Here is a 16034-nt window from a genome sequence, read left to right as displayed (position 1 = left end):
CGTACGTGTCTAGAGTTGGGAAACCGTAGAGGGTAGACCAACTAGAGGCGAGAAATCGAATCTAATTGGCTGCCATCGCCATTTTTTCATGATTTCATTTTCTAGAAACCAGGTAACCAATTAGATTCTATAATCTAATTGGTTATTTTTTTCATTTTTTTTCAAAGGAGCTCACGAAAATGATGGTGGCAAACAGAAAACAGTTAAGTATTGTATTATATCTGAACTATATTGTTCATGGCATGGGTTTGATTATACTGACACAGAATATGAAAGCTTTAAGCAGCGCTTGGTCCTCGCCGATAGCCACCGTATCTTATGTCATATCCGGAATCGGCATCGGTCGCCTGGTCGCCTATTATCTTCTCGGCAGCCTCTCAGATCGCTACGGGCGAAAAGTTTTTGTCGTTCTTGGAATGATCAGCTACTTTATCTTTTTTGTCGGCATCCCATTAACAAAAGACATCCAAGTCGCCTATCTGCTTGCGATCTTGGCTGGAGTTGCAAACTCAGCGCTTGATTCCGGAACCTACCCGACGTTTATGGAAATGGCAGACAAGAATGGCGCGGCAAACATTCTGATTAAAGCCGCCCTCTCTCTCGGCGAGTTTGTGCTGCCAATCTTCATTGGCATGAATGAAAATCTTGGCGGCTGGTACGGCTTCGCTTTTCTTATCGCCGCTGGGCTTCTGCTGATCAACTTTCTACTGATCAGCAGAACAACGTTTCCAAAGCAAACAACACCAGATAGGCAAAGTACCCATCGACTGATTGACGGAACAAAAATGACGCGAACAAAATTAGGGTTAATCGCTATCCTATCGGTTTATGGATACACATCGATGGCGCTGATGATCCTGTTCACCCAGTGGATCACGCTTTATGGCACCGACGTGTTGCATCTGAGTAATATGCAGGCGCATTTCCTGCTAAGCCTTTATAGCGCGGGCTCGATCACGGGCGTCCTGGTGCTGTTCACCTTACTAAAACGCGCGTTGTTCAAGGACAAGACCTTGATTGTCTGGTTGAACGGCTTATCGCTACTGACACTTTTAATTATTTGTTACGCGACCAATCCATTAGTTGTCAGCATTGCATCCTTTATTTTTGGCTTGACGGCAGCAGGCGGTGTGATGCAGGTTGGCTTGAACATTTTTCTTTCATTATTCCCTCAGGCAAAGGGGCGTGTAACCGGTATTTATTTTTCATTCGGAAGCCTCGCCTCATTCTCGGTCCCGATAATTACTGGCATGCTTTCTCAAATGAGCACAGCAGCTGCCCTGCGCAGCAATCTGATCATTGCCGTTTTGTCTTTTGTCCTCTGGATTGTTGGCAAACGCCTGATGGATGCTACGGATCCATCTTTCCAAAAGGAACGCAACCAAATCAACTGGATCGATTTCTGGATTCTGAAATTGCTGCAGCGGCGGTTTAAACTCGTCGAATCAATTGGCAGAAAGAAATTGAAAGATAACGCCGTGATTTTCGATCCCGCACGTGAAAAAGAAATCTTCAATAAAATTGACCGACAGATTACAGACGTTGAGAATCGGGCCTACTATCAGGCCATTTTCCAATCGATATTGATGCATTCGAAACATTGTCAGTCTCAGATAAAAAAGGGAGGAACAATCGAGTGATTTATTTTACAGCAGGAGAGTCTCACGGTCCTGAGTTAACCGGAATTATTGAAGGGTTTCCAGCAGGACTCCGCTTGTCTATCGATGATTTGAATCAGAAACTGAGCGACCGTCAAAAAGGCTATGGACGCGGCTATCGGCAGAAAATCGAACATGATCAGGTGCGGATCAGCTCGGGTGTCAGGCATGGCGTCACACTCGGCTCACCGATCACCTTAAAAATTGCCAATATTGATCATAAACATTGGGGCGAAATCATGGACCCGCTCAACCCGCCTGATCCCGAGATCAATTTGCGGGAGGTCAAATATCCGCGACCCGGACACGCTGATTTAGTCGGTGGCATGAAATACGGTCATCGTGACCTACGCAATGTCCTCGAACGCTCTTCAGCCCGTGAAACTGCCATGCGCGTAGCGATAGGAGCCGTTTGCGCGCAGCTATTAAGCCAGCTGGACATTCAGCTTGCCGGCTATGTCCGGCAAATTGGCACGATTGACGCAGACACCGATCAACTGCTGATGCCGGAACAGATTGAACAGGAAATTCGTCAGAATGACTTGCGGATTGTCAATCAGGATAAAGTAGAAGCCATTCACGAATACATTGATCAAACGAAAAAGGCAGGCAATACATTGGGCGGTGTGATCCGCGTGGTTGCCGAAAACGTTCCCGCCGGTCTTGGCAGCTATACAAGCTGGAACGAGAAGCTTGACGCAAAAATTGCTGCGGCAGTGATCGGCATTAATGCGATGAAAGGCGTCACGTTTGGTGATGGATTTGATCTCGCCGCAAAACCCGGTAGCGAGGTTATGGACCCGATTTATTGGGAAGCTGATCAAGGCTGGTTTCGGAGCAGTAATCATCTTGGCGGTTTCGAAGGCGGGATGACCAATGGCATGCCGCTTGTTATCAATGTGGCGATGAAGCCAATCCCGACGCTTTATAAACCGCTGCACAGCGTATCTATCGACACGAAGGAAGAGAACAAAGCCAGCATTGAACGTTCGGATGTTACCGCAATTGTCCCGGCATCGCTTGTAATTGAATCTGTGGTCGCTATCGAATTAGCTAAGGCTGTTCTGGATACCTTCGATAGTTCAAATATGGAACGCCTAAAGCGACAATATCGCGCGTATTGTGACGAACTGAAAAACTATTAAGGAGCGTTCCTCTTTGATCATTCATACCTTGGGGCCTGAGGCGACAGATAGTTGTCAGGCCGCACGTTATTATTTAAAAGAGAATGCCGTCTGCGGTCGTGTTCAACTCCATTGCCGATTTGAAGAAATCATTGATCATCTGATGGATTATCCAGGCGATTACTTCGTGATTCCCGCCGCATTCAAGTCCTACCGCGCGCACATCGACTGGGCCGACTTTCATTATGCCCATCTGGATCAACTGACGTTGATCAGCTGCTTTCGGTATCGGTTGAATACGCTTGTCCTGATCCGACGTCAGAACGCGGCTAACAAAATAGCCTATACCCATCCGTCGACCACGGCTTTGTTAGAAAATTATATGCAGCAAGCTAACGTGCAGCCGCTTATTAAATACACGGACAGCAAATATCTCGCCTATCAACAATATAACGAAACAAAGGCACAATATGTGATCACTAATCAACAAAACATCCGCCTGACCAGTCAAGAGAAAATCGAACGCACCTATACACCAGATATGATCTGGTGTCTCTATAAAATAAAGAATGAAAACCAGGTGAAATGATGAAAGCTTTAAGTACGAACCACCAAAACGGCTTGCACGGTGTGCTCCAGGTTCCCGGCGACAAAAGTATCTCTCATCGAAGCATTATTTTCGGCGCAATCAGCCACGGTGACACGGAAGTCAGCCATTTTCTGTCTTCGGAAGATTGTATGACAACCCTTCATGCATTTCAGGCGTTAGGTGTCTCAATCGAACACAGCGATGATCAAGTTCTCGTTCATGGTGTCGGGTTAAAGGGGCTGAGCCAGCCGCGTCAGCCATTGAATATGGGCAACTCCGGAACAACGACTCGATTGATGATCGGTTTATTAAGTGGTCAGCCTTTTCCCACCAAGTTATTCGGCGATCAGTCCCTGAGCAGACGGCCGATGAAACGGGTGACCACACCGCTCAGCCAATTGGGGGCCGGATTTTCCACCACAGAAGGCCGGCTACCAATCACGGTAGACGGCTGCCCAACGCTTCGTCCGGTCAACTACCACTTGCCCGTTGCCAGCGCGCAAGTGAAGAGCGCTTTAATTCTTGCTGCGCTTCAGGCTGATGGTTGGTCGACTATCATCGAGAAACAGCAAACACGAGACCATACAGAAATCATGCTCAACGCTTTTGGTGGCGAAATTCAGAAGAATGGACTGATTCTTCAAGTCAAGGGACACCCTCAATTATCAGGCCAGCGGGTAACGGTCCCAGGCGATATGTCCTCCGCCGCGTTTTTTATCGCGGCCGCCGTCCTCCAACCGGGCAGTGAAATCGTATTGAAACATGTTGGCTTAAACCCGACACGAACTGGCTTTCTCAGGGTTTTGCAGCGTATGGGTGCGACGATCGCTATTGAGAATCAAACGATGCATGGAGAATTCGCCGGTGATGTGATCGTTCGAAGCTCTGCGCTTCATTCAGTTCAGATCACTAGCTCCGACATTCCTGATATCATTGACGAGCTGCCGCTGCTCGCCTTGATGGCGACACAAGCTGAAGGGACGACGACCATCACTGGCGCTGAAGAGCTGCGCGTCAAAGAGACGGATCGGATCGCTGTTGTTACCGAAGAATTGCGCAAGCTCGGGGCGGTGATCACCGAGCTGCCTGATGGTATGATTATTAAAGGAAGGACTCCGATCGTTCCTCAAGGAACAAGCTGCGTCGACTCGCATGGTGATCATCGCATCGGGATGATGCTGGCGGTTGCTGCCTTATCCGTCGCGGGCGATCTTAGCCTAGCAAATGACGCTGCGATTCGGATTTCATACCCTGATTTCTTTGCTGATCTGGATCAATTAACAGGAGGGTTTGCTCGATGATGAAAACCATCGTTATCGACGGACTAGGGTTAATCGGCGGATCAATCGCTTTAGCGATTCGGGAACAGTGGCCGAATTACCGCATCATTGGCGTGGATATCGATGAACGATCGCTGCGCTACGCGAAAGAAAAGGGGATTATTGATGACGGCTGTGCCCAACTCCCGGACATTGCTTCTGCAGCGGACATCATTCTGCTCGCCGCGCCGGTCGCAGTCATCCTTGCGCATATGGATCAACTGGCAAACATCCAGTTAAAACCCGGCGTGATCATCACAGATGTCGGCAGTACGAAGAAACAGATCATGGATAAGGCGGAATCATTCAATCACAGGGGCATTTGTTTTATTGGTGGTCATCCCATGGCTGGGTCGCATAAATCAACGGTCACAGCAGCACGAGCCAATTTGTTTCAAAGCGCCTATTATTTTTTGATTCCCGGCATTGCGGGTCACACGCAACATCAGCAAGCAATCGAAACTTTGCAAGCCCTGCTCGCCGGCCTGCATGTTAAGTGGCTGATTCTTTCAGCCACCGATCATGATCAGATCACGGCTCAAATCAGCCACTTACCTCATATCCTTGCCGCAGGCTTGGTCAATATGTCTCAAGACACGTTCAGCCAATCGCCGCTGTCATTGAAGCTTGCCGCAGGCGGCTTCAAAAGCATCACACGAATCGCCTCATCTGATCCAGAGATGTGGACGGATATTCTTTTGAGCAATCGTGAGTTACTAATTGATAGAATTGATCGATTTACTGAGCGTCTCTTGCAAATCAAGGAAGCACTGCGCGTGCATGATCAAGACTCCATCCGTCGCTACTTTCATCATGCAAAAATCACAAGAGACCATATTCAGGCGCTGCCAAACGATCCCGCAGCTAATTTCTTTGATCTGTTCGTCAATATTCCCGATCAGATCGGTGCCGTTGCTTTAGTGACGCGTATTCTTCAAGAAGCTGAAATCAATTTGGTTAATATTCATATTTTAGAAATTCGCGAGGAAATCGACGGCATCCTGCAATTATCGTTTGCCAATCAGCGTGACCTATCGCAAGCGAAAAAAGAACTGCAGCGGCGCGGGCTATCTGTAGTACGAGGTGATTAATTCATGGCAACTATCCTATTAATCGGCTTCATGGGAAGCGGAAAAACAACCGTCGGCAAACAGTTGGCTGAGTATCTGCATCAGCCCCATCTTGATCTTGACGCATGGATCGAGGCACATTCGGGCCAATCCATTAAACAAATTTTTACCGATCATGGTGAAACTTTTTTTCGCGACCTTGAATCCGAAGCACTCTCTGCCGCTATACGGCAAGAAGGTGTCCTGTCAACTGGCGGGGGTACACCCGTACGTTCAGTCAATCGTAAGTTGTTGGCATCATCCGGTAGCCCCGTTATCTTTCTTCAGACTTCTCCTGAAGTCATCGTCAATCGACTGAAGAACGATGCCTCGCGGCCACTGCTTCAATCCATGGACAACGATCAGTTTATTGAGCTTTATCAGAAACGCAAGACTTATTATCAGCAATCGGCTGATATCATCGTCGACACCGATCAAAAATCGCCATCTGAAATCGCCCATGAGATCCTAATTCAAATCGGTATCTATTTTTTGAAAAGACTTTGTTAAAACTGACTGTTGTTTTATCGTTTATTGCCATGTGTTCGCTTGCCGCGGGCGCTACCCATGAGCCTCCTCGAACAGGCAATAATCTGCGGGATCTCGCTGCACGCTGTTCCCAAAGGCGTCTCAATCATTGCTTTTTTCGAGAAAATCAACATTAAAATTTAACAGAGCCTTGAAAAAAATTAAATTCTTATATAAGTTGATAGACATTGCTCTGAATGGTATTTCCTTTAATATTATCAAAATCCCTCGTCAAGATGCCTTCGACGAGGGATTCTTTCATTCGATTAGAAGCTGCATTCAAAGATATTTTTAACGAAGCCCTAATGTTCGCGTCGTTGCGCGATGGATTTTATCAAAAAGCGCTGGATTCTCTGCCAGAGACACACCATAGGAAGGAATCATTGCTTTGATTTTTGGCTGCCAGGCTTCGATTTGCTGCGGGAAGCAGCGTCGCAAAACGTCGAGCATCACGTAAACTGCTGTCGAAGCGCCCGGAGAAGCGCCAAGCAGGGCAGCGACTGAGCCATCAGACGCTGTGACAACTTCCGTGCCGAATTGAAGGGTTCCTTTGCCGTGAGCTGTCGTATCTTTAATCACTTGAACACGCTGACCGGCAACGACGATTTCCCAATCCTTAGTTCTCGCGTTGGGAATAAATTCTCGCAATGCTTCCATTCGTTTCTCGTTGGACAGCATCACTTGCTGAACCAAATATTTCGTCAATGCCCGCTCCTTTATCCCAGCTGACAGCATCGTCAACACATTATTCGGTTTAACGGAACTGAATAAATCGAAATTGGAACCGGCTTTTAGAAATTTGGGTGAGAAACCAGCAAAAGGTCCGAACAGCAAAGCCTTCTGACCATCAATATAGCGGGTATCTAGATGCGGCACAGACATCGGCGGCGCACCAATCTTTGCTTTTCCATAGACCTTCGCGTGATGACGGGCAATGACTTCCGGATTCTTGCAAACCATGAACAAACCACTAACTGGGAACCCGCCGATGTGTTTCGACTCTGGAATTCCGGTTTTCTGCAACAAAGGCAGACTGCCGCCACCGCCGCCAATAAAAACGAATTTCGCCAGGTGGTTTTCGTTTTTGCCGTTTTCAAGGTTCTGAACGGTCACCTGCCACGCCCCACTGCTTGTCCTTTTGATAGCCTTCACACGCTGCTTATAGTTCACTGAAACGTTCTCACGCTTTAAATGGTCGAATAACAGGCGCGTCAACGCGCCGAAGTTGACATCCGTACCTGCGTTGATTTTCGTTGCGGCTAGCGGTTCATTCGCCGAGCGTCCGTCCATAATCAGTGGCACCCATTCCCGCAGTTTTTCCGGTTTATCCGAAAACTCCATACCTTGAAACAACGGATTCGCTGACAGTGCTTTGAATCTCTTCTTCAAAAAGGCGGTATTCTTTTCCCCTTCGACGAAGCTCATGTGTGGGATCGGCCGAATAAAATTCTGGGGATTCGAAATCAGTCCGCTGTTGACAAGATAGGACCAAAACTGCCGGGAAAGCTGAAATTGCTCATTAATCGCGATCGCTTTACTGATATCTATCGATCCGTCGGATTTTTCTTTTGTGTAATTTAGCTCACACAACGCGGAATGACCCGTGCCGGCGTTATTCCATTCATTCGAACTTTCTTCTCCTGGGCCTGACAGCTTCTCAAACACTTTGATGTTCCATTCAGGCGCCAGCTCTTTCAACAGCGATCCTAAGGTCGCACTCATAATACCGGCACCAATTAAGATAACGTCTGAATTTGCCTGCATCCTGCTCATGCCAACCTTCCTCATCCCATATAGTTTGCAAAAGGCTTTGTTAAAATCTGCTGTTGTCTTTAATTGTTTAATGCCCTGTATTCGCTTGCCCCCGGGCGCTACCCGAGAGCCTGCTCAGACAAGCTGAAATCTGGGAGGCCAGTCCGGCACATTGTTCCCGTAGGTGTCTCACACAGGCTTTTTTAGTCGAAAAAAAACAACATTCAAATTAAACATAACTTTGCAAAAAGAAGCCACATCTTCGATTCAATCCGTAGCGGCAAAGCGCGAGCAAATAATGATAGCCCTTTCAAAAAAAGGCAATACCACACGCACGCTACAACTTTCTTTTGTCTCATTATTATAAACTAATTAAAGCTGTTACAAAAGCAAGAAACTACTTGAGGGTGACAAAACCTACTCTATTTATCGAATCAGGCAAAAAGATAGCTTTACATCCAGAATGACGATTGGGTCAATGCGATACTCGTGCTTGCATTCGTCACACGCTTGTCACAAATCAAATTCTCCCTATTCTAGACACAAATATTTCAATATATAGTATTTAATTAATGATATATTCGCATAAACGCTCAAGATATGGAATTGAAACTTGCCTATCAATATCCTATGATAGGTGAGTAACGATTCAAGGGGGATGCTTATCATGCTCGAGACACAAAAAAGGTCTACGCCAAATCAATTGGCCATCAAGGTGTTGAAACGAGATGGCCGTATTATCGATTTCAACATCGAGAAGATCACAACTGCTCTGCAAAAGGCTGCACGACACGCTCTTGGAGAACTCGATCCACTGACGCATCAATTAATCCAAGACATGACGGATGACGTCATTGCTGAAATCGGATCACGGTTTCACGAGAATATTAAAATTTACGAGATTCAAAATATTGTTGAACAAACGCTGTTAACGCATCATCAATATGATATCGCCCGAGAGTACATCAATTATCGGACGCAACGTGATTTTTCACGTAATCAGGCGACTGACATCAATTTTACTATTCGAAAACTACTACATAAAGATAAAACGATTGTAAACGAAAATGCAAACAAAGATAGTCAGGTTTTTAATACTCAACGCGACTTAACCGCCGGCACCGTTGCCAAAGCGATTGGACTAAAAATGCTGCCGCCGAAAGTGGCCAACGCGCATTTAAAAGGTGAAATCCATTGGCATGATTTAGATTACCAACCATATAGTCCGATGACTAACTGCTGCTTGATCGATTTTAACGAGATGCTCAATCATGGTTTTAAAATCGGCAATGCTGATGTTGAACCACCGCATTCGATCCAAACGGCAACAGCGCAAATGGCACAAATCATTGCCAACGTGGCATCCAGTCAATACGGCGGCTGTTCGGCTGACCGCGTGGACGAGCTGCTCGCTCCGTTTGCAGAAAAAAATTATCAGAAGCATTTGGCGGACGCCAAGGAATGGGTTGAAGGGACCGAACGGCAGGAAGCCTTTGCGCGTAAAAAAACGAAGAAAGATATTTACGATGCCATGCAGGCCTTAGAATATGAGATCAATACTTTATACTCTTCCCAGGGACAGACGCCTTTTACGACTTTAGGATTCGGTCTTGGCGCCGATTGGATCGAACGCGCCATCCAAAAAGCGATTCTGCGCATCCGCATCGAAGGACTGGGAAAAGAACACCGCACCGCGATTTTTCCTAAATTAGTGTTCACCTTAAAGCGTGGACTGAATTTGAATCCCGAAGAACCGAATTACGATATCAAGCAGCTCGCCATCGAATGTGCCACCAAACGAATGTATCCGGATGTCTTGATGTATGACAAGCTGATTGAGCTTACCGGAAGCTTTAAAGCACCGATGGGATGCCGCTCCTTCCTGCAAGGTTGGAAAGATGAAAATGGTAAGGAAGTCAATTCCGGACGTATGAATCTCGGTGTGGTCACCATCAATTTACCGCGGATCGCTATGGAGTCACGAGGAGACAAAGATAAGTTTTGGAAAATATTCGAAGAACGCTTACAAATCTGTAAAGAAGCGCTCGTTTTTAAGGTAGAGCGCGCCAAACAGGCGAGTCCGGAGAACGCGCCGATCCTTTACCAATACGGCGCCTTCGGCAAGCGATTGAAACGGACGGACTCCGTTGATACGTTGTTCAATCATTCGCGCGCGACGGTTTCGCTCGGCTACATTGGCCTTTACGAAGTCGGCACTGTCTTTTATGGCAATGCATGGGAAACAAACAAAGAAGCAAAGGATTTCGCGATTCGCGTCGTCAAAACACTTTGGGAACACTGCCAGGACTGGGAAAAGGAATACGATTACCATTTTAGTGTATACAGCACCCCAAGCGAAAGCCTAACCGACACGTTCTGCCGACGTGATACGGAGAAATTTGGCAAGGTGAAGGATATAACCGACAAGGAATATTATACAAACAGCTTTCACTACGACGTCCGCAAAGCGCCGACACCCTTTGAGAAGCTTGACTTTGAGAAAGACTTTCCGCCATACTGCTCCGGTGGTTTCATTCACTACTGCGAATATCCAAATCTCAAGCAAAATCCTAAGGCTCTTGAAGCCGTATGGGACTATGCGTACGACCGCATCGGTTATCTAGGGACCAACACACCGATCGATCAATGCTTCAAATGCGGATTCAAAGGAGAATTTACACCGACCGAACGCGGTTTTGAATGTCCGGAATGCGGCAACACCGATCCGCAATCTTGTGATGTTGTCAAACGCACATGCGGCTATCTAGGGAATCCGCAGCAACGGCCGATGATCCACGGCCGTCACGTTGAAATCGCGTCTCGCGTCAAACATTTAACATGTGGTAATGACCATAACACGATCGCCCGGCAATAAACAGGAGGATTTATGATGGTTAAGGGTGAAGAAAAAACACAACGGCCACGCGATCCAAGTCCGAATACTTGGCTGGCTGAAAAGTTAAGCCAGCGCTATATCGCTAGCTATAAGCCATTCAATTTTGTGGATGGTGAAGGCGTGCGGTGCAGCTTATATGTTAGCGGCTGTCCGTTCAATTGCCCCGGCTGTTACAACAAAGCCGCTCAGAATTTCCGATATGGGCAGTCCTACACGCAAGAATTGGAAGATCAAATTATCAGAGACCTGGGCCAGCCCTTTGTTCAGGGACTAACGCTTCTCGGCGGAGAACCTTTTTTGAATACGGGTGTTTGCCTTTCACTGGTGAACCGGATCCGAAAAACCTTTGGTCCCGCCAAAGATATTTGGGCATGGACGGGTTATACATGGGAAGAACTGCAGCGAGATTCCAAAGACAAAAGGGAACTCTTGGCAAAAATCAATATATTGGTCGATGGTCGTTTTGAATTGGCTCAGAAAGATTTGACCTTGCAATTTCGCGGCAGCCGCAACCAGCGGATCATTGACGTCCAGAAATCATTGACGAACGGTCAGGTGGTCATCTGGGATCGACTCGTTAAATAATGACGTAACTTCTCGAATTTTTGATAAATGGCTTCTAAAAAAAATAATTGATACATGAAATCGTCCGTGCTTTTTGCTCGGACGATTTTTTTATTGCTCCGATGGCCCGATTTTGGGCTTCAAAAGAACAGCTGGGTAAGTATCAAACGACAGAGGCGTTGGAAGCCAAAGAATGTAAACAATCAAGTGCTTTCTATCAGCCTGCTCAAAGTTTGGTCAGGTTTTTTTATAGCGTATGCCTGCCTACCAAGCAAACAGCGTCTAGCGTGAATTTGAAACCATAGCGACACGCGTATCACCCGCATGGCTCAAAGCTGATTGTTTGAGTCGCCTCGTGGTGCTGAAATACGGATAAATGAGTACGAGCAATGCACCAAGCCACGCCAACGGATTCGCCATGCTTGCACCTGCAAAACCCAATTGTCTGATTAAGATCATTCCGGCAAATAATCGCATGAGTAGTTCCATAATACCGGCAAGTGTCGGAGCCAAGCTATAACCTAATCCTTGCAAGGTGTATCGTATAATAAATAAAAGGGCAAGCAAGACGTATACGCTGCTGTTGTAGTAGAAATAAGTCTGTGCCATTTGTGTAACGGCCGGTTGTTGATCACCCAAAAACAGATGGCATAAGGGAACACCGAACGTTATGATCAGCGCCCCCATCACTACACTTAATGTGCCTGAGAAAAGCACGGTTTGTTTCACACCGGTGCGAATACGTTCAAATTGTCCAGCCCCTAGATTCTGCGCAGCAAACGTTGCCATTGTCATGCCAAAGGAGAGCGTTAACTGGGTGGCAAGAAAATCAATCCGTCCCGCCGCCGTATAAGCAGCGACCGCATCAGAGCCCAGAGTATTCAACATAATTTGGACGATCACGGCACCGATTGATATCACGGAGGTTTGAAACCCCATTGGCAGTCCTAGCTGCAGATGACGCTTCACTTTATGCCTATTATATGAAAAGTCCTCTCTGGATAAAACGAGTAAGGGAATGTATCGCTTGATATAGATAAGGCATAGAATCCCGGAAAATCCTTGCGCAACAACCGATGCAAGTCCCGCTCCGGCTACACCCATATGAAAAGTCACGATGAAAATAAAATCCAAAACAATATTGACCACACAGGCCAAAGCCAAAAAAAATAAAGGCGTGCGGCTGTTTCCTAAGGCGCGCAAAGTATTATTGAAGAGATTATAAAGAACCGTGGCTGTGATTCCCCAAAAACAATAGACAATAAATTGCTGGGCATCATTAATAATATCCCGAGGCGTTTCCATCAACTCTAAAATAGGGCGAGCGAAAAGCACACCCAATACGGTTAACAGCACAGAAACAACGACACTAATAATAATATTCGTTGCAAAACTCTGTTTCACACTCTTTACATCACGTGATCCATAATACTGTGCCGTAAGAATCGTGAGTCCGGCAGTCATTCCCTGTGCGAATCCAATAATTAAAGCAAATAAACTATCCGTAGCACCAACAGCAGCTAAAGCATGGACACTAATTGTACGGCCGACAATCAGCGTATCGGCGACATTATAAAGTTGCTGAAACAAATTGCCGATAAGCAGTGGAATCGTAAACATAATAATCTTCTTGATCGGACTGCCTTTCGTTAGATCCCACATCAAATGACACCTCTAAGCGAACAATAGCTTCATGATACACCATCCGATCGCATTAAGGTTATTTTTTTCTCTGGAATTGATAAATTGATCCGTACTTATTTTATATCGCCGAGCAGGGATAAAACCTCACTTAGCATGTTGTGCACTCACTTTTTTCCGTTTGATGGATATCTTTAAAAGATTAGACGTTGTATCATTATGAATAATAGATGTAACTATGTTTAGAATGACGATCATAATGGAGAAATAAAGATGGAGAAAAAGTTGACTCGAGCAGAAGCGTATAAACACACACAACAAAAAATTATTCAGACCGCAAACAAGCTATTTATGAAACAGGGATACAATGGCGTGTCCACTCGTAGAATTGCAAAAGAATGTGGCTTAACACAACCTGCGTTATACCATCACTTTCGCGACAAAGAAAGTATTTACTTAGCAGTGATCCATCAGATGACCACTGATATTAGACAAGAGTTCTCAAGACTAGACGACAACAGTCTGCGTCAATCGCCACAAATGATTTTAAATAAAATGTTTCTTATCTTAATTGAAAAACATCCGACAAATGTAATGATGATGATCGAAGATATTTTTACAGAATTCGATTCCAAAAATCAATACATCCTTTACGAACTTTGGCAGCAAACCTATTTAATGCCCTTTAAAGAATTATTTAAAGAATGGGCCAAGCATGGCCTAATCAGAGAGCATCTAAACATTGATGCAGCTGCACGCTTTTGCCTTTCATCTATTGTTCCACTAACCTCCAAACACCCAATAAGTGCACAAGAACCCGCTCTCGCCAACAGGCTGAACACAACAATTGATTTTTTACTTCATGGCCTGCTAAAATAAGTATGTATTTTGAGTTATTGACAAAGTACTTTTTTTATCCCATTTCACTTATCAGCTGATAAGTTAAACCAAATGTGCTTAAAGCGAGGAGGGACTGGTATGTTTTTAGCCTGGAATGAAATGAAAAGTGCCAAATTGCGTTTTTTACTCATTATCGGCGTTCTAACTTTAATGTCTTATCTTGTCTTTCTTTTATCAGGTCTAGCCAACGGATTAGCTGAATTAAACCGAGAAGCGGTTGATCAATGGGGAGCAGATGCAATTGTTTTATCCGATGAATCCAATATTAATTTGCCACAATCCAGCATGACCATCCAAGCTGCCCAAAATATCTCAGCAAAAGATAAGGCTCAAATCGCCCAGATTCTTCTTGTTGCAAGAAAAAGTGGTACCAAAATTAAGGAAAGCGTGGCAATTACAGGCATTCAAAAGGATCAATTTCTGATGCCCAAAATATCTGAGGGCCGCGCCTTTACTACAAACAATGAAGTTGTTGCGGATGATTCATTGAAAGCAGACGGATTAAAAATAGGGGATCAATTAAACATTTCATCTTCAAATCAGAAACTGATTATTGTTGGCTTTACTAAAAATGCAAAATTTAATGCTGCTTCAGTACTTTATACAACACAATCAACTGTTCAAAAAATAAAATACGGTAAGGCAAATGCCAGTGGAAAAGGCTTGATTAACGGTGTTGTCCTCCGAGATCCTAACTTTGCTCACTTAAAAGTCAATTCTAAACTTAAACTCACACCGATTGAAACGTTTATTGAGAATATGCCCGGATATACCCCTCAAAAGATAAGCTTAGATTTCATGATTTACTTTTTATTTGTGATTGTTTCCGTGACGATCGGTATCTTTCTCTATGTGCTAACTATTCAGAAAGTCAGTATATTTGGCGTGATGAAGGCTCAGGGTATTTCTTCAGGATTTCTAATCCGGTCAGTTATGGCGCAAACATTCCTGCTCGCACTTTTTGGCGTTGTTGTCGGATTTGTATTGACGACAATCACAGGCTTATTCTTACCCGCAGCTGTACCCATTCAACTAAACCTTCCAGCGCTCTTGGTCTACGGATTAATCTTTATCCTTGTAGCAACGCTTGGTAGTTTGTTCTCTGTTCAAACGATTGTGAAAATTGATCCTGTTCAAGCGATAGGAGGCTAATCCAATGAGTATCTTACAGATTCAGAATGCCTCAAAGATTTACGGTAGCGGGCATACACAAGTGAACGCATTGAAGCCCACCCATTTTATTGCAGAAAGCGGTGAATTGATTGCAGTCATTGGCCCTTCAGGATCTGGAAAAAGCACTTTTCTGACGATCGCGGGTGGACTACAGAAACCAACCGAAGGCTCCGTATTGATTAATGATCAGGATGTAACAAAACTGAATGAGCGAAAAAGATCAAGAATCCGTCTTCGTGAAGTTGGGTTTATTCTACAAGCTTCTAATCTCATCCCTTATTTAACAGTCGAGAATCAGTTTCGTCTGCTTGATAAAGTTAAAAAGGGAAATATGAAGCCAAATGAGACAGAGAACCTACTCAAACAGTTGGGCATTGAAGATTTAGTAAAGAAATATCCTGCTGATCTTTCAGGAGGAGAAAAGCAAAGAGTAGCAATTGCTAAAGCACTCTACACCAAGCCCAGCCTCCTGTTAGCCGATGAACCTACAGCTTCTCTTGATTCAAATCGAGCCTTTGAAGTCATGTCTATTCTGTCACTAGAGGTCAAAGAAAAAAACAAGGCTGCGATTATGGTGACACATGATCACCGTTTAACAAAGTATTGTGATAAGGTATTCACCATTGTTGATGGCCAATTAAGTCAGACCGTAAATGAAGACCAGACAGAGACACCTTGAGCGCTTCAGATTAAGATTCACCTGCTTTTCGTCACATCTTTTAAATAAGTATAAGGCAAGGGTTCTGTATCATGAGAGCTTTTGCCTTTTCTTTAGAGAATC

At 45.1% G+C, this 16034-nt stretch carries 13 protein-coding genes; 11 read left to right on the top strand and 2 right to left on the bottom strand.

Translation table 11 applies throughout. The features are described 5' to 3' along the window. The first annotated feature begins 179 nt into the window (after positions 1–179). The 6 genes from JOC27_RS01400 to JOC27_RS01375 are packed head-to-tail and all read left to right on the top strand — an operon-like array spanning position 180 to position 6309. Positions 180–1640 (top strand): MFS transporter, encoded by a 1461-nt coding sequence (locus JOC27_RS01400; RefSeq protein ID WP_205005207.1) that lies wholly within the window; start codon positions 180–182, stop codon positions 1638–1640. Next, positions 1637–2803, top strand: coding sequence for a chorismate synthase (gene aroC / locus JOC27_RS01395; RefSeq protein WP_205005206.1), 1167 nt, complete (start codon positions 1637–1639; stop codon positions 2801–2803). Before JOC27_RS01400 ends, aroC begins: the two co-directional genes overlap by 4 nt. A 13-nt stretch (positions 2804–2816) precedes the next feature. Next, positions 2817–3371, top strand: coding sequence for a hypothetical protein (locus tag JOC27_RS01390; protein ID WP_205005205.1), 555 nt, complete (start codon positions 2817–2819; stop codon positions 3369–3371). Beyond that, positions 3371–4672 carry a 3-phosphoshikimate 1-carboxyvinyltransferase gene (aroA, locus tag JOC27_RS01385; protein WP_205005294.1) on the top strand — a complete coding sequence of 434 codons (1302 nt, stop codon included), beginning with the start codon at positions 3371–3373 and terminating at the stop codon, positions 4670–4672. Before JOC27_RS01390 ends, aroA begins: the two co-directional genes overlap by 1 nt. Then, a complete protein-coding gene (locus JOC27_RS01380; protein WP_239529277.1) occupies positions 4669–5781 on the top strand; it encodes a prephenate dehydrogenase in 1113 nt (370 codons plus the stop codon). The genes aroA and JOC27_RS01380 overlap by 4 nt, the downstream gene beginning before the upstream one ends. A 3-nt stretch (positions 5782–5784) precedes the next feature. Continuing rightward, complete coding sequence (locus JOC27_RS01375) at positions 5785–6309, top strand: shikimate kinase (RefSeq protein WP_205005204.1); 525 nt, start codon at positions 5785–5787, stop codon at positions 6307–6309. Between the two features lie 309 nt (positions 6310–6618). Here the strand turns inward: JOC27_RS01375 and JOC27_RS01370 are convergent, their stop codons facing one another. After that, positions 6619–8115, bottom strand: a complete 1497-nt coding sequence (locus JOC27_RS01370; RefSeq protein ID WP_275587756.1) for a malate:quinone oxidoreductase — start codon at positions 8113–8115, stop codon at positions 6619–6621. A gap of 631 nt (positions 8116–8746) precedes the next feature. Between JOC27_RS01370 and nrdD the strand changes: the two genes are divergently transcribed. Next, complete coding sequence (gene nrdD / locus JOC27_RS01365; protein ID WP_205005202.1) at positions 8747–10954, top strand: anaerobic ribonucleoside-triphosphate reductase; 2208 nt, start codon at positions 8747–8749, stop codon at positions 10952–10954. 15 nt (positions 10955–10969) lie between these two features. Then, positions 10970–11560: an anaerobic ribonucleoside-triphosphate reductase activating protein gene (gene nrdG, locus JOC27_RS01360; RefSeq protein ID WP_205005201.1), complete on the top strand. Its 591-nt coding sequence runs from the start codon at positions 10970–10972 to the stop codon at positions 11558–11560. A 261-nt stretch (positions 11561–11821) separates the two neighbouring features. On the opposite strand, the gene JOC27_RS01355 is transcribed toward nrdG, so the two are convergent. Beyond that, positions 11822–13201, bottom strand: coding sequence for an MATE family efflux transporter (locus tag JOC27_RS01355; RefSeq protein ID WP_205005200.1), 1380 nt, complete (start codon positions 13199–13201; stop codon positions 11822–11824). 252 nt (positions 13202–13453) lie between these two features. Here JOC27_RS01355 and JOC27_RS01350 point away from each other — a divergent pair, with 252 nt between their 5' ends. From JOC27_RS01350 to JOC27_RS01340, 3 genes are all read left to right on the top strand, one after another. Then, positions 13454–14059 carry a TetR/AcrR family transcriptional regulator gene (locus JOC27_RS01350; RefSeq protein WP_205005199.1) on the top strand — a complete coding sequence of 202 codons (606 nt, stop codon included), beginning with the start codon at positions 13454–13456 and terminating at the stop codon, positions 14057–14059. A gap of 99 nt (positions 14060–14158) precedes the next feature. Beyond that, entirely contained in the window at positions 14159–15232 is a 1074-nt protein-coding gene (locus JOC27_RS01345; protein WP_205005198.1) for an ABC transporter permease, read from the top strand. Between the two features lie 4 nt (positions 15233–15236). Continuing rightward, complete coding sequence (locus tag JOC27_RS01340; protein ID WP_205005197.1) at positions 15237–15932, top strand: ABC transporter ATP-binding protein; 696 nt, start codon at positions 15237–15239, stop codon at positions 15930–15932. Positions 15933–16034: the final 102 nt, after the last annotated feature.

This window comes from Sporolactobacillus spathodeae (genome assembly GCF_016908935.1).
Taxonomy (GTDB): Bacteria; Bacillota; Bacilli; order Bacillales; family Sporolactobacillaceae; genus Sporolactobacillus; species Sporolactobacillus spathodeae.
Note: the sequence above shows the minus strand (reverse complement) of the source record. Positions and strands in the feature narration are given on the sequence as shown.